The organism is Symmachiella dynata, from assembly GCF_007747995.1.
GTDB lineage: Bacteria > Planctomycetota > Planctomycetia > Planctomycetales > Planctomycetaceae > Symmachiella > Symmachiella dynata.
This window is the reverse complement of the sequence record NZ_CP036276.1, coordinates 4,281,800-4,305,086: the sequence shown is the minus strand read 5'-3', so window position 1 is coordinate 4,305,086 and position 23,287 is coordinate 4,281,800. Positions and strand designations below refer to the sequence as shown.

Here is a 23,287-nt window from a genome sequence, read left to right as displayed (position 1 = left end):
TCACAATTCGACGCTCGCGGACCATTAAAAACCTGATTGGTTATCCTAAAGTTCACTAGCAGGACGCACAACGTGCGGCGTAAAATTCCCAGGGCACTCCACGGGATCGAATCACTAGCATTGACTTTTAAAGAAAATGTAAGGATGACGCGATGGCACAGGCAATGGATGAACTGCAGCAAAAGCAAATTCGGCAAGCGGAGGAATTGTTGTTCTCCGGACCGCAGAAGGTCGGCTTTTGCAAAGAGTTGTTTTTCGGGCGTTTCTTCACCGACGCCATCATGCCTTATCCCCAACTCTCCGCCGAACAAAAAGCCATCGGAGACAAGGCTGTCATCGAAGTGCGGGAGTATCTCGAAGAGCATCTCGACGCGGCCGAAGTCGATCGCAATTCTGACATCCCGCCGGAGGTGATTCGCGGACTGGCCGATGTCGGTGTTTTGGGAATGACCATCGCACCGGAGTTGGGTGGTCGCGGGTTGTCACAGCAGAACTATTGTCGTGTGATGGAAGTCATCGGCGGGCATTGCGCTGCGACGGGGGTGTTCGTCAATGCGCACCACTCGATCGGTGTACGCGGTTTGGATTTGTTTGGCACCGAAGAACAAAAGGCGCGGTGGATGAAACCGATGGCCAGTGGGGAGGTCTTAGCCGCCTTTGCGCTTACTGAACCCGAAGCTGGGTCGGATGCTTCGAACGTGCAAACACGGGCGACGCCCGATCCGGATCGTGGCGGATATGTCATCAACGGCGAGAAACGCTATATCACCAACGGCGCGATCGCCGGTGTTTTAACGGTCATGGCTCGTACCCCCGATCCCGACGAACCGGACGGCAAGGTCACCGCTTTTCTCGTCACGCCCGACATGCCGGGATTTGAAGTGGTCGAAGCGCGGATGGATAAGTGCGGGATTCGCGGCACGGCGACGGCGCGGCTGGCCTTTAAGGATATGTTTGTCCCGGCCGAAAACATGCTCGGCAAAGAAGGCAAGGGCTTGCGGTTGGCGCTGACCGTTTTGGATTTCGGCCGCGTGACGTTCGGTGCCTGTTGCACGGGTGGAGCCAAGGTCTGTTTGGAAAAGGCGACCGACTATGCCAACCGGCGGCGACAGTTTGGAAAGAACATCGGGCAATTTGAGTTGGTGAAGGAAAAAATCGCCATCGCTGCCGCAGATACGTTTGCTATGGAGAGCGCTGTTTATCACACCGCTGCGCTGATCGATAGCGATGCTGAAGATTACATGTTGGAAACGGCCATGCTCAAGGTTTTTGCCAGTGAGCGACTATGGACGATCGTCAACGACACGCTGCAGCTTTACGGTGGGGCGGGATATTTCACCACCGAGCCGTTGGAGCGAATGATGCGTGACGCACGGATCAATCAAATTGGCGAAGGGGCCAACGATGTGTTGCGGTCGTTCATCGCCATGGTCGGTCTGCGCGGCGTGGGGATGAATCTGCAAGAAGTGCAACAAGCCGCCAAGAACCCGTTCACCGGAGCGGGAAAATTGTGGGGCTTCGCTGCATCGACGACCAGCCGCGTCTGGTCCACGGCGCAACTACCGGTTCCACATGCCCGTTTGCAACCGGCGGCTAAGGCACTCGGACGCCAGATCGTACAATTCGGTCGCGCCTGCCAAGGCTTATTGATGACGCATCGTGAAGCGATTCTCGATCGACAGTACCATCACGGTCGGATTGGCGATATCGGCACGGAGTTGTTTATGGCGAGCTGTGTCTATTCGCGGTTGGTGCAATTGGTTTCGCAGAACGATCCGACGACCGAACGCGATCTGCAGACCGGGTTGCTGTATCTGAAAATTGCCGACCGCCGCAACCAAGCACGTCTCGCCGCCATTAACGACAATGACGACGCGGCCTATACGAAGGTTGCCGATGCCTGGATGGGAAACGACGAGCACTAAACGTTTGAAGTCAGTGAAAACTTTAGCTTAGCCGGTACTCTTCACTCGGCGGACGGGGTTGCCGAGTGTCGTTATACCGACCGCGCCGATTGTAACGCCGGTGACTATCTCGTATCTGGCATCCGGTGCGTCCCGCTGAAGCCGGGCTGCTGATTGTTCCGAAATTAAGATGTAACCGGCCTAGAAACCGTTCTTAGGTTTGGTTTCATTGGAGCGAACAGGATGGTTTTGAGACGCGGCAAGGTTCGTGGCTTCCCCCCCTGTTTTCTCGGACGATTCAGTTTTTGCTTGGCTATATGGAGATGCTGACCGTGACTGATTTGCTGCAGAACGCAACTTATGATCAGATCGTGCTTTCAATTTGCTTTGCCGCCGTGGTGGTAACCGGTTCGATGATGCACCTCAGCGCGCACGTCGGAAACATGACGCGTGGAAAACGGCTCGGTAGCGACGAGCGGACGCAACGCTTGAAGCTGCAAACGATTTCTGAGAACGAAGCCCCCATTCGTGAGAAGGCCGCATGAACCTCCCCGTGTCGTGGCTGCGCGAGACAGGGCATTCGTCGTAGCAGGATTCATTGCTAAAATCCGCGCGAACGGAAAACCCTGCGGTGCGCGGGCCTCGACGCTTCGGGAAAACTTCCTGTTCAGGGCGTGTGGGCGATTTCGGCCCCGTTCACATGCTATAGATGAGAACAACCTGATATTCCTGTGATGATTGACTGGGGTAGAAGAGGACTCTCATGAACAGCACACAAACCAGCGGACCGATCTTTTCCGATTTTGCCGACGATCCCGATTTTGAGGATCTGTTGGAGATGTTTGCCGAGACTGTTGGCGAACGGCGCGTGCTGTTGCAACAACAGTTTCGCGCAGGCAATGTCGATGATATGCGCGTCACTGCCCACCAACTGAAAGGGGCAGGCGGCGGGTACGGTTTTGATGGGCTCAGTTCCGTAGCTGCCGAATTAGAACAGGCCTGCAAGGAGAACGACATCGATCGTGTCGGCCAGTCTCTCGATACGGTGCTGGAATATATGGGGCGGATTCAGGCATAATCGTCGGCGAACGCCGATGGATCGCCGGGGGAGGCCCAGCAGCAGGCTTGGTCGCTGCGGAATGTCGCATTGGCGCGACTGCGCGCGTCCAACGCCCACAGATTGCTTTCAATTCCCTGGTTTTAGCCTTGAAACCTCCTGCAATTCCGTTCAGGATGGATGTGGGGCTCGCCGTGTCGGTCAGCTTTGTTTTTAGCCGGTAACGCTCCCCTTGCGAATTCTCATCGCACACCGTTACCATATTGCCCACTAGCTGATTGTGATGTCTCCCTGCCGGATGATGGCTTACCGGCGTAATGCGAAATACGTGCAACCGGAAATTCAGGAGTTCAAAATGCGGAAAAGTGCCTCTCTATTGTTTGCATTCTCGCTGCTTGCGGTGGGGTATCTTCTCGGTTCGACAAATTCACTCTCCCCGGCATCGCTGTGGGCTCAAGATGATGGCAATGCAACCAACGCCGTTTCGCAAGACACATTAGACAAAATCGCCGCGGCGCGAAATGCATTGCAGGACGCGCACGATGCGTTGGTCTCAGAGGGACTTTATAAACCGGCGACCAAGGGGTTGAATCCCATTGATATTTTAGCCGGTGGCGTGAACGCCCAAGCCGATTTGGAAGCGGGTGTCGGTGTCGATCCCGGCACATTCGCCGCGTTATACGCCGGTTTAGCCATCGACGAAGTGGCCGAACAACTCGGCCGTGATGCTGAAGGGCGGTTGACCTACAAAAAACGGCTGATCCAGATGTATCCGGTCACCCGCATCCAAAAACTGTATCAAGCCGCCGGTGTTGTGACTGAGCAGAATCAATTTTAAGAGCTGCGTTGTCCGTTCAGACGGGCACCTTGGCCATCGCGCTTACGAACGGCCCCCGATTCCAATGAATCGCGGGGCCGTTTCCATGCGCTACTTGCGACCGTCACCCACAAGTTATCACAGCGAATAGTCGTTTCGCTGAGCCGGATCGCCTGAGGCATACTCAACGAACTCCCACTCGATTCCGTCAGCATCGAAAAAGTATTTCCGGCGACGATGCGGATGCTCAGGTGCAATAAATCCTTCACGATAACCCGCTTCCAGCAAGCGGCTGACAACGGCATTCACGTCGTCGACCGCAAAACCGAGATGATTCAGCGGTCCAGTTTCCGAAAACCCGTCGGACGATTCATTGAGCGCAATGTAAGAGTCGTCGCTGCCGACATGCAACCAACGATCCCCGTTTTGGATTCCCTCGCCCCGTACGATGAATTCCGGAAATGCGGTTCTCAGAAACCGGACCGTTGCGTCGATGTCTCGCACTGTGAGATTTGCGTGCTCTAAGCGATTCGCTATGAGATTTCCCTCCAAAACTTGGGCTTGGCGATGTTGTCCAACATGCGACATTGTCTCAAGCTGCAAGTGGTTGTCAAATTTCGTGTCCTGGTTACCATGTTTGGAGATCTAACTATAAACTGCTCCAAAGCCGAAAGGTCCCGGCGTGACGAAGATTTTTGTTGACGGCGATGCCTGTCCGGTCAAAGAGGAGGTCTATCGCGTCGCGAAGCGGTACAAACTGTCGGTGACCTTGGTTGCCAATGCGCCAATGCGGGTGCCGACGGCGGACTGGTTGACGTTGGTTGTTGTCAAAGGACACTACGAAGCGGCCGATGATTGGATTGCCGAGCAGGTCGCCGGCGACGATATCGTCATCACCGCTGACATTCCGCTCGCCTCGCGCTGTTTAGAAAAACAGGCCCACGTGCTCGATTCCCGTGGCGGCAAATTTTCCGCCGAGTCGATCGGCAGCGCACTCGCCAGCCGAGAGTTGATGACGCAACTCCGCGACCTCGGCACTATCACCGGCGGCCCACCCCCATTTAGCAAACAAGACCGCTCGCAATTCTTGCAGACCTTGGACCAGACAATTCAAAAACTGCGACGCAAGAAATAACCTGAGCGCGGCGGATCCGAAAACATTTATGACCGCTACTTTCTTAGCCACAGATTGAACACAGATGAACACGGATGTCCCGAGCGTGACTCTCAAAATCCCAAACCGACCGCTTGCGGTCGCATTGTGCGAACAGTGACCGAGACGCGCCGGCGCAATTTGTGATTTAAGCAACATTTAAAGTTTGAGCTGGAGGGCGATTTACCCGCGCCAGTGAATCCGCAAAGACCATGGAAGTTTCTGGACAAAATCCACGCACGGTGAAAACACCGCCTCCTTTTCTCTGTGACCTCGGTGAACTCTGTGGCTAAATTCTTTACGCCCAAGCGTACGCAGCTCATTGGTTCGTCGGGAGAATCCGCTATCCTACGCGCGAAAGGTGCGTCGTGACGCACCCTACATTGTGATCAGCTGTTGATGAACCAGCGGATGGCGTGGTGGGTGGTTGATTTTTGGAATTGGAGCGTTTGCGGGTCGCACAACCAACGTGCCACGTGACCGTCTGTGCGGGGCATCAGCCAACCGAAGTCCCATGCGCCACTGGCATAGCCGAGTGGAATAGCGGCGCGGGTCCGGACGACCGGGTTGGCGGAGGCCATCATTTGCCGCGTTTCGGTGTAATAGTAACAGGCTCCCAAGTGCAGGAAGACTTCGTGCTCCATCGCTGTGTCGCCGGCAGGCGTTAGGTCGTCGCACAATCCACGCACAGCGATTTTGACCTCGCTGCCTTGGCGAACCGCTTCGGTGAGACTATCCAAATCGCCGGAGATCACCCGCCCGTCGGCATCGTGGGCGAAGACCTCGCGCCAACAATCGCGGACGTGGTATTCGAAGTATTCAAAATCGTAGATGAAATTGCTGCTGGGAGCATTCGTCTCTGCGTCCCAATTCGCCAGCTCGTGATACTTGGGCATGTCCGCGTGGTCGTTGAGCGGAGCGGGGCCGAGGGTGCCGTTCGTGGGTTTGCCATCGAGAAACGGGCGGCCAATCCCTTGATGCCCGTCTTGGTTGTAGAGAAAGAACGACATCGAGGCTCGCGGACCAAATCCGTCAGGCAATTCAATCGGCATCCGCAAGTTTTGGATCCCCGCCGCCCAACGATCCTCAAGCAAATAGGTCACGCGAAAGTCCATGACTTCACGGATCAATTCGTTGTTGGCCGACGTGACGTCGATGTGTTCGTTGTGACGAAAAGCAGTCCCGATGCGTAGATCCGCGCCGCGACGAATAGCGTCGCACAACGCGTCGGCGCTGCCGGCAACCACCTCGCGGTTGTTGTTCAGTTTGAGTGCATGCGACCAACTGGGCATCAGGTTACGGCCTTTTCCACCACTCAAACGCTGGGTTTGCCTTGTCGGGCCAGTTTTTTGAGTAACTCAACACCGCGCTCTAAAACGGCATCTTCGGCCGCGTAGGATATCCGAAAGTGTGTGTCGGAGGGGCTAAAGACGTTGCCGGGGATGATCAACAAGTTGTTCTTGATCGCTTCGGTCACGAATTCCGTTCCCGTGCCCCAGGGGGCTTGGGGAAATAAGTAGAAGGCTCCGTCGGCGCCGTGGATTTCAAAGTCGTTCCGCAATTCCGAAATCATGAAATCCCGTTTGCGGCGGTATTGTTCGACGTACTCGGAAACATCGTAGTCCCAGGCGGCTAAACCGGCCCATTGCACCGGGTGCGGAGCGCAGACGAAGGTGAATTGTTGCAGCTTCAACATTTGCTGCATCAATGCCGACGGTCCGTGCATATAACCCAACCGCCAACCGGTCATCGAGTGCGATTTGCTGAAACCATCGATGACGATCGTTTGGTCATTCCATTGCGCCGGCGATTGAAATTCCTGATCGTAGCAATACGACTTGTAGATTTCGTCGCTCAAAAAGGCGATGTCTTTTTCCGCCGCCAATTCGGCCAAATCTTTGAGTTGCTCGCTGCTGGCGACACAACCAGTTGGATTGGCCGGGCTGTTGCAGAGGATCACCTTGGTTCGGTCGGTGATCGCATCGCGGACCTTGTTGACGTCGATTTGGAAATCGGGATACGTATCGATCTCCACCACTGTGCCCCCGGCCAAGGTGACCAGGTGTTTGTACATCACAAACCAAGGGGCGAAGACGATGACTTCGTCGCCCGGATTGACCAGTCCGCACAGTGCCAACATCAACCCACCGCTCGTTCCACTGGTGATGAACACCTGACGATCGGTCTGCCCCAATGTCTTGTCAACATGGTCCTGAATGGTTTTCAGCAAGGGGGCGATGCCCTGTGTCTGACTATAGCCGTTGTGCCCGTCGGCCGTTGCTTGCGCTAATGCGTCCTTGATCGGCTGCGGGGTATCGAAATGGGGTTGCCCGATGCTCAGGTTCACCGGATCGGCCAGTTTGGCCGCCAGATCAAAGACCTTACGAATGCCCGAAGCGTCGATGCGATGCATGCGGTCGGCAATCCATTCTTCGCTCATATCTCGTCTCGAATCCTATGCCGTTTCTAGGGAATGATTCTCATGAGGCCGTCGGCTGCGTCTTGGCCTGCGGCGGTGGGCTTATCATAACACCTCGATTTCATGTGGCCCACCAATCGAGCCATGATTGTCCGATTCCGGTGGATTTCCGGGGGAATAAGGTCTCACTTTTGATCCGCCGGGCAACTCGCTACGATGTTCGCAGCAGCACACTGTTTTTGGCTGTCGGTCTTTAAATTAGGCACCCACGAGGCAGGAAATACGAGCGATGAGCGAATTTCGTACCGAACACGATTCCATGGGCGATGTCCAGGTCCCTGCAAAAGCATATTACGGGGCACAAACCCAACGGGCCGTTGATAATTTTCCTATTTCCGGATGGGCCTTACCTACGGATCTGATTCATGCGATGGGGCTGGTCAAATACGCGGCTGCCATTGCCAATCGCGATGTGGGCAAGCTGACCGGGACCGGCAAAAAGCCGCTGAATGACAAACAAGTCGAGGCACTACTCGCTGCGTGCCGTGAAGTGTCTGAGGGAAAATTCGATAGCGAATTCCCAGTCGACGTCTTCCAAACCGGTTCGGGTACCTCTAGCAACATGAACGTCAACGAGGTGATCAGCAACCGCGCAGTCGAGATCCTGGGCGATGATCGCTTCAGCCCAGAAAAATCGGTGCATCCCAACGACCATGTGAATATGGGGCAAAGCACCAACGACACATTTCCGACATCGATTCACGTCGCCGTCGCGGTCAGTATTCAGGAAAACCTATTCCCCGCACTGGAAAAATTCGCCGGTTCGCTCGCCAAAAAGGCGGCCGAGTGGGACAAGATCATCAAAATCGGCCGCACACACCTTGCCGATGCGACACCGTTACGATTGGGACAGGAAATCGGCGGACTGGCGCGGCAGATTGAATTGTCGATTGGCCGGGCCGAACGGGCACGGGATGCCGTGTTGGAATTGCCAGTCGGTGGGACGGCCGTCGGTTCGGGGATCAACACGCATCCCGAATTCGGCAGCCGCGTCGCTAAGGTCTTGGCCGATGAAACGGGCATCGGCTTTATCGAAGCGGTCAATCACTTCGAAGCCAACGCCCAACGCGACGGTCTGGTGGAGTGCCACGGGCAGCTGCGGGCAATTGCCTCGACATTGTTCAATGTCTCTAATAATCTTCGCTGGCTCAGTTCCGGGCCGCGATGCGGTTTCGGCGAAGTCGTACTGCCTGACCGACAACCGGGCAGCTCGATTATGCCGGGCAAAGTCAATCCTGTGATGTGCGAAAGCATGATGCAAGTCGCTGCCCGCGTGATGGGGAACGACCAAGCCATCGCTATCAGCGGAGCGACAGGGGGGCAATTCCAATTAAACATTATGATGCCCATGATGGGGCAAACGACGCTGGAAAGCATCACACTGTTGGCCAATGTGACCGATGCATTTGTCGAGTTTTGTTCCGATGACATGCAGGCGCATCCGGATCATTGCGAAGCCGCCGTGGAGAAGAGCCTTTCGATGGTCACCAGCTTGAATCCCTATATCGGCTACGAAAAAGCATCCGCGCTGGCCAAAGAAGCTTTCAAAACCGGTAAAACAATCCGCGAACTTTGCACGGAACAAAATGTCCTTCCCGAAGAGGAATTGAACAAAGCGCTCGACCCGATGAGCATGACCGAACCACAGGCGTGACTTAACCAATTAGCCACAGATGAAACACGGATAAAACACAGATCAAAAAATGACCGACGGGTGCCACTGCTGGCTTGTCCAGCAGTGTTTATTTTCTGGTTCCCAAGCTCTGCCTGGGGACGCGTTCCAGCGAAGCTCCGCTTCGCAGACGTTATGATAAATTAAGTGCCCGCCATTGATTTCCGACCGAAGCAGAGCTTCGGGAAGGTGGGTTCCCAAGCAGAGCTTGGGAACCAGGACCTTATTGATTCGTGTTCAATCCGTGGCCCCATAAACCGCAAAACAACGAACGAACTCCCTCGATGACCACACGACAAATTCTTGTCACCGCTGCTCTGCCGTATGCCAATGGGCACATTCACATTGGGCATTTGGTGGAATATCTGCAGACCGATATTTGGGTGCGGTTTCAAAAACTGTACGGAAATCGCTGCTTGTATATGTGCTCCGACGACACGCACGGCACGGCAATCATGCTGCGTGCGCGGCAAGAAGGGCGGAGCGAAGAAGCGTTGATCGCTGAAATGAAACAGGCCCACGAAGACGATTTTGCGGGCTTCGGCATCGAGTTTGATAACTACGGCAGCACCAACAGTCCTGAAAACCAAAAGTTTTGCAATGAGTTCTGGGCGGCATTTCGCAAGGCCGGTCTCGTTTCCGAGCGGGATGTGACGCAATTGTACGATCCGGAGGCGGGCACGTTTCTGGCCGACCGATTCGTCCGCGGCACCTGTCCCCGCTGCAAATCCGATGGGCAATACGGCGACAACTGCGATAGTTGTGGCGTGACCTACAGCCCTGCGGATTTGATCGATCCGATTAGTACCGTGAGCGGAGCGACGCCGGAAGTTCGCAGTTCGCTACATCTATTTGTGAATATCGAGGAACTGCACGAGTTTCTGGAAGAGTGGACGCAGTCGGGTGAGCATCTGCAGGATGAAGTGGCCAATTACCTCAAGGGGCATTTCCTGCACGAGCCGCTCCGCGATTGGGACATCTCCCGCCCCGCTCCCTATTTTGGTTTCGAAATCCCGGACAGCCCCGGCAATTATTGGTACGTCTGGTTCGATGCGCCGATCGGCTACATGGCCTCGACGCAGCAATGGTGCGACCGGAACGGCGAGGATTTCAACGATTGGTGGCGGAACGAAAAGACCGAAATTCACCATTTCATCGGCAAGGACATTACCTATTTCCATACGCTGTTTTGGCCGGCAATGCTCAAAACGGCCGGCTATAACCTCCCCTCCAAAGTGCACATCCACGGTTTTTTGACCGTGGGTGGGGAGAAAATGTCCAAGAGCAAAGGGACATTCATACGAGCATCGACCTATCTGAATCACCTCGACCCGGCTTACCTGCGGTATTATTTCGCGACAAAGTTGGGGCCGCGGTTGGATGATTTGGATTTGAACCTCGAAGAATTCGTCGCCAAGGTGAACTCCGATTTAGTCGGCAAAGTCGTCAATCTGGCCAGCCGGTCTGCTAAGTTCGTCAAGGAACTAGGCCTCTCGGCTGAATACCCCGAAGATGGTGGACTCTTTGCTGCCGCTGCCGAAGCTGGAGAACAGATCGCGGCGAATTACGAGAACTGCGACTACAACGCCGCCATGCGGCACATCATGGCGCTGGCCGACAAGGCGAACAAGTTTGTCGAAGATGCCGAGCCGTGGAAACTCCGCAAAGAACCGGACAAGCAGCAGCAATTGCAGGACGTCTGTACAATCGCCTTGAACCTGTTTCGGCAATTGGCCATCTATTTGGCACCGGTGCTGCCGCGCTTGGCAGAACAAACCGGCGAACTATTAAGCACGCCGATCCAACAGTGGAATGAATCACAACGGCCGCTCGTCGGCACGTCGGTCAATAAATTTCAGCATATGCTAACCCGAGTCGAAGAAAGTCAGGTACACGCGATGATCGAAGAAAGTCAAGAAGAAGCCGCTCCCGAAGAAGCAGAGAACCAATACAACGACGGTCCCGAAGCTCTGGCCAATGAGCCGCTGGCCGAAGAATGCACCTACGACGAGTTTGTCAAAGTCGACATGCGCGTCGCCCGCGTGATTGCCGCTCAAGAGGTCGAAAAGGCGGATAAGTTGCTGCAACTCACACTTAGTTTGGGCGGCGACGTGACCCGGAATGTGTTCGCGGGGATCAAAGGAGTCTACGAGCCGGAGAAACTGGTCGGGCGACTGGTGATCTGTTGCGCGAATCTGGCCCCCCGCAAAATGCGATTCGGCGTCAGCGAAGGCATGGTCCTCGCCGCCGGCCCCGGAGGCAAGGACATCTTCGTCCTCAGCCCCGACGAAGGTGCGAAGCCAGGGCAACGGGTGCATTAGCAGTAACGGTGATCCAACCGCTCTCGGGGCATCGCAACACGCTTTTCAGCATTGTCCTGGGGGGCGACAAGGGGGGGGCGGAGTGAAGCCAGAGCATCGCCAATCCCCTTTCTAAGCAGGGAAACCGCAAAAAATAGTGGACGAATCGGCGACGTGAAACCACGGAAGTTCGCGCATCTTTTTACAAACTTCACGCACTGCGGTTCACAGAACGCGTCAAGTTCCCTAAAATTGCTCGATGCGCGATTTTTCCGTAATCTCGCGAATTTGTCTGCGCTTTATCAGGGAGGCTGACACGCCGGAATGGGTATTACGACGTTGATGGAACCGAAGTTTCGTGGCGATATTCGTTATCGCGGCGCTGCTTATATCAAGGCGGAACGAGTCACAATTACGCACGTCACCGTGGACCGCATCTCGGCGGTTGTGAGTGACGGGGTCGGATTTGAAACGCATATCGATCGCAGTAACGGCGAAGAACTGCAGATGTATTGCACTTGTTTCAGCGGTGAAAAACCGTTGATGCACTGCAAGCATTTGTGGGCGACCATTCTAGCGGTCGAGTCCGAGGGGCTAATTGGCGGAACGGTCAAGCCGGGGCACATTCCTCCGTTTGCTGCCGATCCTTCTCCCTCGTTGAGTTTCGATGCGGATTGGGACGAGGACTGGGACGATAGTGAAGTCTACGGGACCGGTTCGAGTCGTAGCACCAAGACGGTGGTCAAAGTCGAAAAGGAATTGCCGGCCTGGGCGCAGAAACTGCAAGCCGTCAGTGACGCCATGCAGGTGGGCGGCTCGGTGCAGGGGACTTCCGCCAAGGACCGGGAAATCTTTTTCGAAATCGACATCGCTGCGAGCGATGAAGCCAACCAATTGGTCATCCAAACATCCCAGCGCGAGCGGCGTGCCAACGGCCAATGGGGCAAACTAAAACCCTTAAAGTTGCGTCCCGGCCAACTCGACGACGTCGAGGATGAGGAGGATCGCAAGATTCTGGCCTATCTGGCAGGCAGCACGGCGGACCGCGGAAATTGGCATGCGCGGCAAGCGGAAACACAATCGACATCATTTCGCTATTTGGTCCCTTATGAATTGTGCGGGTTGGTGCTGCCGATGATCTGCGCATCGGGGCATGGGCGCTATTTGCACGGTTCAGAAAAACATCCTGTACCGTTGGCGTGGGATGAGGAACCGGCTTGGGAACTGTGCCTCAACGTAAAGTTTTACGACGAGTTCGACCAATGGCGGGTCGACGGGTCGTTTCAGCGGGAAGGGGACGAAATGCAAGTCCGTGAACCGCAATTGATCGTGCCGGGGGGATATATCTTCACGGAGACGCACATCAGTCAATTCCGGGACTACGGCGTTTTTGAATGGGCTCGACAGCTGCGGGGTGGCGATCCCATTTCAGTTCCCAACGGTGAAGAGAACGAACTGGTCGATCGACTGTTCGATATGCCGCTGCTACCCAAGATGATTCTTCCCGAGGCATTGCAGTTGGAAGAGGTCCGCTGTACCCCCAAACCGCGATTAATTCTCCGCTCCCCGCGGGGCTTGAAGTGGCAATCGCGTAAGTTGCAAGGGGAAGTGTTTTTCAATTACGACGGAACAAATATCCGCGCGACCAGTCCGCAAGGGGCGGTTGTGCAACGCAGCGAGCGGCGGTGTATTCCCCGCGATCGAGCGGTTGAGGAACGCGACTGGAAGTTGCTGAGCGAAAACGGTTTTCAGCGGCTACTGGACCATCGGCGGCGCAACGCCGATGTGGAAATCAACGCCCGCAACCTTGGCCCTGGCGTCCGTTCGTTGGTCGGTGAAGGTTGGATTGTCGAAGCGGACGGCAGTCGCATTCACCAACCACTGCATATGGGCTTTCAGATCAAGTCGGGCATCGACTGGTTTGAATTGCACGCGGATGTCGACTTTGATGGACGCAGCATCGATTTTCCGGATCTCTTATCGGCCTTATCCCGCGGCGACAGCACCGTGCGTTTAGATGACGGTTCGCTAGGGATCTTGCCGGAGGAATGGATCGCTCAATACGGTTTGCTGGCCGGTTTGGGAACAGCGGAAGAGGATCACGTTCGCTTTTCGCAAAACCAAGTCGGCTTGCTCGATGCGTTGTTGTCAGCTCAGGACGATTTCAAATTCGACCAAAAATTCGACGACATGCGCACGCAGTTGCGAGATTTTTCCGGCATTGATGACATCAATGAACCGGATGGCTTTAAAGGCGAATTGCGGTCCTATCAACGCGAAGGATTGGGTTGGCTCCGCTTTCTGCAAGAGTTTTCATTCGGCGGCTGTCTTGCGGACGACATGGGTTTGGGAAAAACGATTCAGTTTCTCGCGCTACTGCAGGACCGCAAGCGGCTGAGTCCACACGGGCCGCTGCCTTCGTTGGTGGTCGTCCCCAAATCGCTGATTTTCAACTGGAAAGAAGAGGCCAAGCGGTTTACTCCCGATTTGTCCATCATCGAATATGTTGGACTGGAACGGGCCGAACAGCGAGAAAAATTCGCGGAAACTGATTTGATCCTGACGACTTATGGCACGCTCCGTCGCGATATTTTGGAATTGAAAGACGTTCAGTTCGACTATGTTGTCCTGGATGAAGCCCAAGCCATTAAGAATGCCGGGTCGCAAATTGCCAAAGCATCGCGACTGTTGCGGGCACATCAACGGTTGGCTCTGAGTGGTACTCCGATTGAAAACCATGTTGGTGATTTGTGGTCGATTTTTGAATTCCTCAATCCCGGCATGTTAGGCCGGGCCTCTGTGTTCAAATTACACGCTGCGGATTCCCAAGACGCCCACTCACGCAAAACACTGTCACAGGCGCTCAAACCGTTTATCCTGCGGCGCACGAAGAAAGAAGTTGCCAAGGAACTGCCGGACAAATTCGAGCAGACCATTCACTGCGACATGGGCACCGAGCAACGCAAACTGTACGACGAATTGCGTGAGCATTATCGTGCCTCGTTGCTCGGCGCAATCTCGCGGGATGGGCTGGGCAAATCGAAAATGCACGTGTTGGAAGCATTGCTGCGACTGCGGCAGGCCGCCTGCCATCCGGCGCTGCTTGATCGCGGCCGCGTTGAGGATTCCAGTGCCAAGTTGGATGCGTTGTTCCTGCACTTGGACGAATTGCTGGATGAAGGGCACAAGGCACTGGTGTTTTCGCAATTCACGAGCATGCTCTCGATTGTGCGCGACCATCTCGATCGCCGTGGTGTCGTCTACGAATATCTGGATGGGCAAACACGCAATCGGCAGAAATGCGTCGATCGATTCCAGAACGACCCCGATTGCCCGCTGTTTTTAATCAGCCTCAAAGCGGGTGGTTTTGGTTTGAACCTCACAGCGGCTGACTATGTCTTTCTGTTGGACCCCTGGTGGAATCCCGCCGTGGAGTCACAGGCCATTGACCGGACGCATCGAATCGGCCAAACCAAACAGGTGTTTGCTTACCGGTTGATTTGCCGTGATACGGTCGAAGAAAAGATTGCCGAACTGCAGAGCAAGAAACGAGATTTGGCCGACGCCATTTTGCAAGCGGATAATAACATCATCAAGACATTGACAGTCGAAGATCTGACAATGCTGTTGTCGTAGTGCGGTCGGCATCCGTTCAGGATGTCGATTGCCTTGCGGGCGTTCGTGTCGGACTGCTCGGTTTCGAGGTGTTTTCCTGGATCATGCCACAGACATTCACTCATCCCCAGCCACCGACGCGTCCCCCGCTGAAGTACGGTGATTTGGAATTGCCGTCGCGGTTTTTGCTGTCTCCCTTGGCCGGTTATACCAATCTGCCGTTTCGTCGCATTGTGCGAGAAATCGGCGGCCTTGGTTTGGGGACGACCGATTTGGTCAATGCGCGGGGCTTGTTGGCCGGGAATGCCAAAACGCGCGACCTGATCGCGACCTGCGAAGAGGATTCGCCGTTTGCCGTGCAAATCTTCGGCAGCGAGATTCCTGCCATGACAGAAGCAGCGCAGTTTCTCGAAGCCCGCGGTGTCGATTCGATTGACATCAACATGGGCTGCCCGGTGCATCGGATCACCAAAGGGGGCGCCGGTTCGGCCATGATGCGACAGGCCGATGAAACCGTGCAACTGGTCGAAGCCGTCGTCAAATCGGTCGCGATTCCCGTATCGGTCAAGATGCGGCTGGGCTGGGATGACCAAAGCATCACCGCTCCGGAGTTTGCCCGCGCTTTCGAACAGGTGGGCGTGGTCGCCATTGCAATCCATGGACGCACGCGGGAACAAGGTTTCAGCGGCCAAGTCAGCCGCGAGGGGATTCGGCAGGTAGTCGAAGCCGTGCAATCGATTCCGGTGGTTGGGAACGGAGACATTCGAAATGTGGCCGATGCGGCGACAATGTTCGACGAGACCGGCTGCGATGCCATTTCGGTCGGGCGCGGCGCGTTGGCCAATCCTTGGATCTTTCGACAATTGGTCCAATGGGAACAGACCGGGCAATACGCGCCTGCCGGCAACTTCGAAGACCGTATGCAATTGCTCAAACGGCAGTTCGGTTATCTTGTCGAGCAGCGTGGTTTGGAACGAGCGATTTCATCGTTTCGGAAAATGGGGCATTGGTATTTAAAATCAATGAACGTACGAGCGGTGCTGCGCAACGATTTCCAACAAGCCCGTACCGGGGAAGCACTGCAGGCGGCTTTGGATCGTATTTCTGAAGCGGGGCCGGCGGTTGGGACAAAAACCGGCGAACTTCCCGCGTACCACATTCCCGTCCCTAGCGGGCCCATTGCGAATTGGTAGCGGGACGGCAGCAAGGGCAGGGGATGGAGCGATCAGCCGGCGTCTGCCTCAGCGGCGACGGATGGTTCGATTTCAATCTGTAGTCGGACAATTTTGCGTTTGTCCGCTTCCAGAATCGTGAACTGCGCCTGTTCCCACGCGAATGATTCGCCGGCGGTGGGAATGTGCCCCAGCACGGAGAATGCGAAGCCGCCGATCGTGTCGTAATCGCGATCATCGGGCAGGGCGAGCTTCAACCGCTCATTGACATCATCAACATGTACGCGAGCGTCGACTTCGGTGACCGCCTCAGAAATCTGGCGAAACGGCTCGGTTTCCGCGCTGTCGAACTCATCGACGATTTCGCCGACGATCTCTTCCAGAATATCCTCCATGGTGGCCAAACCAGCGACGCCGCCATATTCATCCAGCACGATCGCCAAATGCACCCGTTGGGTTTTCATCATTTGCAATAGTGTGTCGATGCCGGTGCTTTCGGGAACATAAAACGGCTGCCGCACGATGTCTCGTAATTCGGCCGTTGAGTTGCCGTCAGAATTCAGAAAGTTGAGTAGATCCTTGGCATACAGCACACCAATAATATCGTCGGGACTTTCTCCGATAATCGGCACGCGGGAATGTCCCGCTTCGAGCAGTTTTTCCCGCGCAGCTTGCAGTGGAGACTCCACGTGAATGCAGGTCATGTCGGTGCGCGGAACCATGATGTCGGCGACATCCGCTTCTTGCAACTCCATCACGCGATGGATCATCGTCCCGGCTTCTAACTCCAAGACTCCTTCGCGCTGCCCTTCGTCGACGACCGTTAGAATCTCTTCGGTGATGTTCGTCGCATCGCCGTTTTCCGGTTCCTGCCGCCCCGCCAACCGGTGCACGATCGTATCGACCCAGCCGGTCAGCCAAATAACGGGTTTGAAAAGCAACAGCAGTCCACGCGTCATAGACCACGTGAAACAGATGAACGACTCACCCGCCACGCGCGATATCGCCCAGGGGAAGATTACGGCTGAGAAGAACAACGTACCGCCCAGCAGTACAGCACTCCCGACATCGGCGAGAGTCCAGTCACCTGTGTCGGAAAGCGAAAACCCGCAACTTCGGGCGCCGCTGATCAGCGCAGCGACAAAACTGAGCAGCGAGACCAACTGCCAGCCCAATACGGCTTGCTCGTAATGGCGGAGGATCATGCCGAACCGGTCGTTTAGACCGCGGCGACGGCAGATTTCTTCTAACCGGCGGCGGGAAAAATCGGAAAAGCTATAAGCTGCCAATGCGCTGAAAAATAAGAGCGCGATCGAAATTCCCGTGAACAGCAGCGGAATCATACTTTATGCGCCTCGCATGTTTCCGGAAGGTGATTTCGCAAACACAACTGGATCAAGAATCGCTCCTCGATAAATCGACCTCGTCGCGGGGTACGATGTTCCATTGGCTAAGCACCGCACGCTCCCGTGACCGCATGAGCGTCCGTTGCTCGTCGGTGTGATCATCATAGCCACAAAGGTGTAGCAATCCATGGACGAGATACAGCAACAACTCTTTGTCCGCTTCCCAGCCAAACTCCGCAGCGCGGTCGGCGGCCATCTCGGCACTAATGATCACCTCGCCGCTGAGGGTTTTACCCCGTCCCAGCGGAGGGGCAGTCGTGCCATCGTCGGCCAACTCACCGTCGCACTCCAGTAGAAAACTCAACACGTCGGTGGCATAGTCGTGTTCTAGGAATTGCCGGTTCAGTTCTTGGATTTTGTCATTGTCGATGACAGCAACGCTAATCTCGGCGGCGCGGACTTCTTCCAATGCCAACGTTCTTTGCACGGCTTCTCGAAGGAACTCCTCGTCGACCGTCCAACAACTTTGGGAGTTGGCGACATCAATTTCGTAGGCGGGATTTTCGTAAGCAGACAATTATGCAGTCTTCTGTTCGGGGTATTTGATGCGGCCATGATAGATGGCCGTGAGTGATTTTACCAATGATTCTTCAATACGATTGATTTCGCTCAACGTCAGCCCACATTCCTCGAATTGCCCGTCCAAGAGACGCTTCATCGTGATGTCGTGAACCAAGCTTTCGATGCGGGCCGGTGTCGGTTCGCTGAGTGTCCGGCTGGCGCTTTCCACAGCATCGGAGAGCATCATCACTCCCAATTCACGCGACTGAGGTTTGGGGCCGGGATAACGAAACGAGGACTCTTCCACTTCTGTTTTATTTTCGGGATGTTCCCCCGCTTGTTTGGTCGCTGCGCGATAAAAATATTCCACCAACGTCGTGCCGTGATGTTGCTCGATGAAATCAATCAACGATTTGGGCAAATTGTGTTGCCGAGCCAAATCAACCCCGTCCTTCACATGGCCGATGATGATCAACGTGCTCATCGCCGGGGCCAGATGATCGTGCCGTGATTCCGCACCCAGCATCATGTTCTCGATGAAATATTGCGGTTTGAGCATTTTCCCCACATCGTGGAAATAGGCACCCACCCGCACCAAGCGTCCGTTGGCTCCAATACTTTCAGCGGCCGTTTCACCGATCGTCGCCACGGAAATCGAATGGTTGTAGGTCCCCGGGGCACGGCGGACTAATTCTTGCAACAGTGGGTGCGATACGTCGCTTAATTCCAGCAAACTAATGTTGGTGACAATGCCAAACATCGATTCAATAAACGGCAGGCTTCCTGCGACGAGAAAACCGGCGACCAAGCACCAAGCGAACCCACGCAGGCCATCCCACCAGAATTCCGATTCCATCCACGGATTGGTCGCGAGATGGTTGCTCAAAACCCCCATGCCGGTCGATACCAACAGATAGGTGATCCCGGCCCACAAGCCAACGATAATCAACGTGGAGCGTGAGTTAACGCTCGGCAACAAGATGACCGACACCGCACAGACGCTGGTGAAGATCACAAATTGATCCACACCCGCTCCGGTGGACAGTGTGAGGATCAGTCCCAGCGAAAACGCTGTAATAATCGCGAGCACTTGGTTATATGCGATTGCCAAGATCATCACGGCAGCCAGCAACGGTACGACTTGCATGCGCCACGGATCGAACGACAACAAACGCGAAGCGGCAATTGTCCCGACAATCAGTGCCAAGTAGACGCTCAACCGGCCCAGACTCCCGACCAAAACCGGTTCGTTTTTGGCCAAGTAGTAGCCGTTGAGCCCCCCCACAACCAACAACAAGGCAATCACGGTCGCAATACGAATTCCACGGTCGCTCACAGTCGCCTGTGCTTCTAGTGCAGCGTTTTCCGTTTGCAATAGGCTTAGTTTTTCTTCATCGATCACGTCACCGGGCAAGACCAATTCGCGACCTTTGATATAGGGGTCGAAAACATCCAGCGTTTCCTCTTGTCGTTTTCTTTTTGCTTCGCGCGTCAAGTCCGGGTCGTATCTGATGAATTGCAGGGCCGCAGGAGGACGGCTGCGGATCCAATTGGACAGCATTTCACGTAATGGAACGAGCGCGGGAAAATGCGACCAGCGACTGCCCAGGCTACCGTCGGTTGCCAATACGGCGCGCAACTCAATCGCCGCCACTTCAACGTCGCGGCGGGTGTGGTTGGGAAAGATAATCGTAATCCGGTCACTAGGCGCGGGAACATCGTCGGGCAAGCTGCCGACAAGTAGGCCGGAGTCTTCCAGCGGCAACAGAAATTCCGCGAATTCACTGATCAGAATGTTGAGGCTTTCGGCCGTGGCGACTGCATTTTTCAAACGCCCAAAACGCTCGACCAGTAGCTCTTGCTGTGCGGGAATATCGGCTTCGGCAGTCCCTTCCGGGATGACCAATTGAAATGCCGAACGCAATTCCGGCGTCGTCGCCTCGACCGAGGGGGCTTCGGCGAGTTGCCGCAGTTGGGCACGCAGTTGGCTAGGCAGTTCGCGCAGGGGAGCGGAATCGCTGACGAACACGTAGGGAACCGCGTCGGCTGCCTCTTCTTTGGCGCGACGCGTTGCTGAGGGATTGACCTTTCTAAAGTCCGTCTGCGCAATCACACCGACAGCAGGCCGCTGGCCCAAGCGATAGGGAAACGGCGTCTCCCAAGCTTTGACAGCAACCATCAATACCAGCAGCGCCACGAAACAGGCGACGAGTTTGGCCACGACATAGCGGTTGGAAAAGCTATGCAGCCAAGACACCGATCGCAATTCCGCTGACTTTTGCGTCCGCGCGCGCTTATTGCCGAATAAAAACATCGTCAATCTCGCAGCCTTTGCGATCGTTTGGGTGAGAATTCCGGCCGCCCGGGACTCGGAGGTTCATCCGTTTCATCGCCCGCGGCGAGATCGGTTGTTTTTTGCTTCCGCATCGTAGGCCTTCACTATCTCTCGTACCAATGGATGCCGGACAATATCGCGTCCTGTCAGACGCACCGTCTTAACACCCTCAATCGTCGATAACCGTTTGGTGGCATCCGCCATGCCACTTTGCACGTGATCGGGGAGATCCGTTTGGGTCGTGTCCCCTGTGACCACGATTTTTGACTCCATTCCCATTCGCGTCAAAAACATTTTCATCTGCGTCGCGGTCGTATTCTGTCCTTCGTCCAAGATAATAAACGTATCGTTGAGCGTCCGGCCTCGCATAAATGCTAAGGGCACAATCTCAATCACATCTCGTTCCAAATACCGCGTGACCTGATCAAAACTCAAAATATCATTGAGTGCATCCAGCAATGGACGCAGATAAGGATTGACCTTGGCCAACATATCGCCCGGCAGAAAACCGAGCCGTTCACCCGCTTCGACAGCCGGCCGGACCAAGACGATTTTTCGCACCAACTCCTGGCGAAGCGCGTTCACAGCCATGGCCACTGCAAGATAGGTCTTGCCGCAACCAGCCGGGCCGGTACAAAACACGACGTCGTGGTCACGAATCGCAGTGATGTAGTCCGCCTGCCCTTTGGTTCGGGGGACGACGCTGCGTGCCTGCTCAAGCAGGTCGATCTCTTCGTGTTTTTCCGAGTCCCCGTTGGTTTCGCCAAGAACTTCGGAAACATCCGAGGCGTCCAAGTGGCCCTTAGTCGCGATGATTTCCCGCAGTTCCCCAAAAGTCGCGAGACCTCGACGGATCTGCTCTTCGGTTCCCTTGAGATGGATTTCATCCCCTTGAACGGTCACCTCGACGCCGGTCGATTCCCGCACACGGCGGAGGTGTTGATCGCGCGCTCCGAACAAAACCAGTATTTGGCTCGGATCGAGAAACGATATGGTCGTTTCGGTCATGCTTCCCTACCAAGAGGCTTTCTAATCCATCGCGACGGTGCGCGAACCTATGAACATTTTACTTTGCGAATACCCAGGGGGAAAGTGTGGAACCACGTCCTGCCCCCGAATACAAGCAATTGGCACGATACGACCCAATGATGAAATATGCGCAAAGTTTTCCAACCAAGTAACTTACGCCGACTTGTCAGACACGCACAGCGGTCAACAAGTTCGCCGTTTGCCCGGAATTTGTTGATTTCGAGCCACTTAGAGACCCTTTCTTATCACCGAACTCAGAGAATTCCACCGCTGGAACCCCGATCCTCACTTGGGCGGTAGGCGGTAGGCGGTAGGCGGTAGGCGGGAGGCGGTAGGCGGTAGGCGGTAGGCAGTAGGCAGTAGGCAGTAGGCAGTAGGCAGTACCGTTTGGGCGACTCGCGATTTGGTTCGAGTTGATACGCCTGAAATCGCGGATCGTTGTTGTTTTCGCGGACAGGCATGGCCATTATGCTTCGATCCTACTCGGATCACAGCACGACGAGTCACCATTCCCGTATCCAGTCTGAAATCGATGTGAATCACTATGTTTGACAATTGCAAAATGATCGACCTCAGTGTCCCTTTGGAACACAACGCCTCGAGCGAACCGTTGCCGGCGCAGATTCACTATGTCGATCATGCGGGCGAGGGCTTGGCGCAGATGCAGCAGTTCTTCGGCATCCAACCAGAGGACCTCGTCTATTCCGAGGGGCAGGGCTGGGCCGTGGAACAGGTGCAGGCCATCACTCATACCGGAACGCACGTCGATGCCCCCTATCACTACGGCGCAAAATCGGCAGGCCAACCGGCGCGGACGATCGACGATGTCCCGCTTGAGTGGTGTTTCGGCCCCGGAGTCGTTCTTGACGTGCGCAATGTGCCCGCAGGTGAAGAGATTACCGTCGAATATTTAAAAGCAGAGCTGGAGCGAATTGATTACACAATCAAGCCGCTGGATATCGTGATGCTTCGCACCGATGCGGACAAACGGATCGACTCAGCTGCCTATTTCCAGCAACCCGGTTTGGGACGCAAGGGAGTGCTCTGGTTGGTGGAGCAGGGGGTACGGGTGATCGGTATCGACGCCTACACACTCGACCGTCCTTTTGCCGACATGGTCGCAGACTACAAAAAAACGGGCGACGGCCGACACATCTGGCCAGCGCATTTCGCCGGCATTACCGCGGAATATTGCCAAATCGAAAAACTGGCCAATCTCGATCAACTCCCCCAGCCGCACGGGTTCTACGTCTCCTGCCTCCCCATAAAAATCAAAGCCGCCAGCGCCGGCTGGTGCCGCGCCGTGGCGTTGGTGCCTTCGTAATAAAAGAATGGCGCGCAGAGACGCAGAGACGCAGAGACGCGGAGGCGCAGAGAAGCAAAGAGCAAACGAGTAAAATTTCGAGCGAAACGTAGTGGATCAATTTCTGGGGTTTTATTATGCCTGAGATGATGGAGAACAAGATTACTGCGTTGGTTGTTGATGCGGCGGTTTGCGTACATTCGACTCTGGGCCCGGGACTTTTTGAGGTCGTTTACGAAGCGTGTCTAGAGCATGAGCTGAAAAAACGCGGGTTAACCGTACAGCGACAGGTGCCGATTAGCGTTGTTTATGATTCAATGCGTCTGGAAAATGCCTTTGTGGCCGACCTCATTGTCAACGACAAAGTCATTGTGGAATTGAAATCCATAGAAACGCTCAGTCCGGTCCACAAAAAACAATTACTGACCTACCTTAAACTCACGGACAAACGCCTTGGCCTCCTCTTAAACTTCGGTGCCCCACTAATGAAAGACGGCATTGTCCGCCTCGCAAACGATCTCAAGGATTAACCCAAAACGCGTGC

19 protein-coding genes are annotated in these 23,287 nt (G+C 55.1%); 11 read left to right on the top strand and 8 right to left on the bottom strand.

The window, feature by feature from the left end; translation table 11 throughout:
* Nucleotides 1-152: 152 nt before the first annotated feature.
* The 4 genes from Mal52_RS16230 (at nucleotide 153) to Mal52_RS16215 (ending at nucleotide 3,799) form a co-directional block, all read left to right on the top strand.
* On the top strand, nucleotides 153-1,925 hold the full coding sequence (locus Mal52_RS16230; RefSeq protein WP_145377232.1) for an acyl-CoA dehydrogenase family protein: 1,773 nt from the start codon (nucleotides 153-155) through the stop codon (nucleotides 1,923-1,925).
* A gap of 311 nt (nucleotides 1,926-2,236) precedes the next feature.
* Nucleotides 2,237-2,449, top strand: coding sequence for a hypothetical protein (locus Mal52_RS16225; protein ID WP_145377231.1), 213 nt, complete (start codon nucleotides 2,237-2,239; stop codon nucleotides 2,447-2,449).
* A 218-nt stretch (nucleotides 2,450-2,667) separates the two neighbouring features.
* Entirely contained in the window at nucleotides 2,668-2,982 is a 315-nt protein-coding gene (locus Mal52_RS16220) for an Hpt domain-containing protein (protein WP_145377230.1), read from the top strand.
* Between the two features lie 334 nt (nucleotides 2,983-3,316).
* Entirely contained in the window at nucleotides 3,317-3,799 is a 483-nt protein-coding gene (locus Mal52_RS16215; protein WP_145377229.1) for a hypothetical protein, read from the top strand.
* Nucleotides 3,800-3,916: 117 nt separating this feature from the next.
* Here the strand turns inward: Mal52_RS16215 and Mal52_RS16210 are convergent, their stop codons facing one another.
* Nucleotides 3,917-4,366 (bottom strand): VOC family protein, encoded by a 450-nt coding sequence (locus Mal52_RS16210; RefSeq protein WP_197534247.1) that lies wholly within the window; start codon nucleotides 4,364-4,366, stop codon nucleotides 3,917-3,919.
* A gap of 94 nt (nucleotides 4,367-4,460) precedes the next feature.
* Here Mal52_RS16210 and Mal52_RS16205 point away from each other — a divergent pair, with 94 nt between their 5' ends.
* Nucleotides 4,461-4,913, top strand: coding sequence for a YaiI/YqxD family protein (locus Mal52_RS16205; protein ID WP_145377228.1), 453 nt, complete (start codon nucleotides 4,461-4,463; stop codon nucleotides 4,911-4,913).
* Between the two features lie 407 nt (nucleotides 4,914-5,320).
* Here the strand turns inward: Mal52_RS16205 and Mal52_RS16200 are convergent, their stop codons facing one another.
* The gene (locus Mal52_RS16200; protein ID WP_197534246.1) at nucleotides 5,321-6,223 is read right to left on the bottom strand and encodes a hypothetical protein; all 903 of its coding nucleotides are present in this window, start codon (nucleotides 6,221-6,223) and stop codon (nucleotides 5,321-5,323) included.
* 23 nt (nucleotides 6,224-6,246) lie between these two features.
* Nucleotides 6,247-7,371 (bottom strand): pyridoxal phosphate-dependent aminotransferase, encoded by a 1,125-nt coding sequence (locus Mal52_RS16195; protein ID WP_145377227.1) that lies wholly within the window; start codon nucleotides 7,369-7,371, stop codon nucleotides 6,247-6,249.
* A gap of 268 nt (nucleotides 7,372-7,639) precedes the next feature.
* Between Mal52_RS16195 and Mal52_RS16190 the strand changes: the two genes are divergently transcribed.
* The 4 genes from Mal52_RS16190 (at nucleotide 7,640) to dusB (ending at nucleotide 16,190) form a co-directional block, all read left to right on the top strand.
* The gene (locus Mal52_RS16190; protein WP_145377226.1) at nucleotides 7,640-9,064 is read left to right on the top strand and encodes a class II fumarate hydratase; all 1,425 of its coding nucleotides are present in this window, start codon (nucleotides 7,640-7,642) and stop codon (nucleotides 9,062-9,064) included.
* Nucleotides 9,065-9,366: 302 nt separating this feature from the next.
* A complete protein-coding gene (gene metG / locus Mal52_RS16185) occupies nucleotides 9,367-11,403 on the top strand; it encodes a methionine--tRNA ligase (RefSeq protein WP_145377225.1) in 2,037 nt (678 codons plus the stop codon).
* Between the two features lie 303 nt (nucleotides 11,404-11,706).
* A complete protein-coding gene (locus Mal52_RS16180) occupies nucleotides 11,707-15,018 on the top strand; it encodes a DEAD/DEAH box helicase (protein ID WP_145377224.1) in 3,312 nt (1,103 codons plus the stop codon).
* An 83-nt stretch (nucleotides 15,019-15,101) separates the two neighbouring features.
* A complete protein-coding gene (dusB, locus tag Mal52_RS16175; RefSeq protein ID WP_145377223.1) occupies nucleotides 15,102-16,190 on the top strand; it encodes a tRNA dihydrouridine synthase DusB in 1,089 nt (362 codons plus the stop codon).
* A gap of 32 nt (nucleotides 16,191-16,222) precedes the next feature.
* On the opposite strand, the gene Mal52_RS16170 is transcribed toward dusB, so the two are convergent.
* From Mal52_RS16170 to Mal52_RS16150, 5 genes are all read right to left on the bottom strand, one after another.
* Entirely contained in the window at nucleotides 16,223-17,512 is a 1,290-nt protein-coding gene (locus tag Mal52_RS16170; protein WP_145377222.1) for a hemolysin family protein, read from the bottom strand.
* Nucleotides 17,513-17,564: 52 nt separating this feature from the next.
* On the bottom strand, nucleotides 17,565-18,092 hold the full coding sequence (ybeY, locus tag Mal52_RS16165; RefSeq protein ID WP_145377221.1) for an rRNA maturation RNase YbeY: 528 nt from the start codon (nucleotides 18,090-18,092) through the stop codon (nucleotides 17,565-17,567).
* On the bottom strand, nucleotides 18,093-20,390 hold the full coding sequence (locus Mal52_RS16160; RefSeq protein ID WP_145377220.1) for an HD family phosphohydrolase: 2,298 nt from the start codon (nucleotides 20,388-20,390) through the stop codon (nucleotides 18,093-18,095).
* Between the two features lie 72 nt (nucleotides 20,391-20,462).
* A complete protein-coding gene (locus Mal52_RS16155; protein WP_145377219.1) occupies nucleotides 20,463-21,419 on the bottom strand; it encodes a PhoH family protein in 957 nt (318 codons plus the stop codon).
* 275 nt (nucleotides 21,420-21,694) lie between these two features.
* The gene (locus Mal52_RS16150; RefSeq protein WP_145377218.1) at nucleotides 21,695-21,907 is read right to left on the bottom strand and encodes a hypothetical protein; all 213 of its coding nucleotides are present in this window, start codon (nucleotides 21,905-21,907) and stop codon (nucleotides 21,695-21,697) included.
* Nucleotides 21,908-22,002: 95 nt separating this feature from the next.
* On the opposite strand from Mal52_RS16150, the gene Mal52_RS16145 reads away from it, so the two are divergent.
* Nucleotides 22,003-22,764, top strand: coding sequence for a cyclase family protein (locus tag Mal52_RS16145; RefSeq protein WP_197534245.1), 762 nt, complete (start codon nucleotides 22,003-22,005; stop codon nucleotides 22,762-22,764).
* Nucleotides 22,765-22,889: 125 nt separating this feature from the next.
* Nucleotides 22,890-23,273 (top strand): GxxExxY protein, encoded by a 384-nt coding sequence (locus Mal52_RS16140; RefSeq protein WP_145380677.1) that lies wholly within the window; start codon nucleotides 22,890-22,892, stop codon nucleotides 23,271-23,273.
* Nucleotides 23,274-23,287 lie beyond the last annotated feature (14 nt).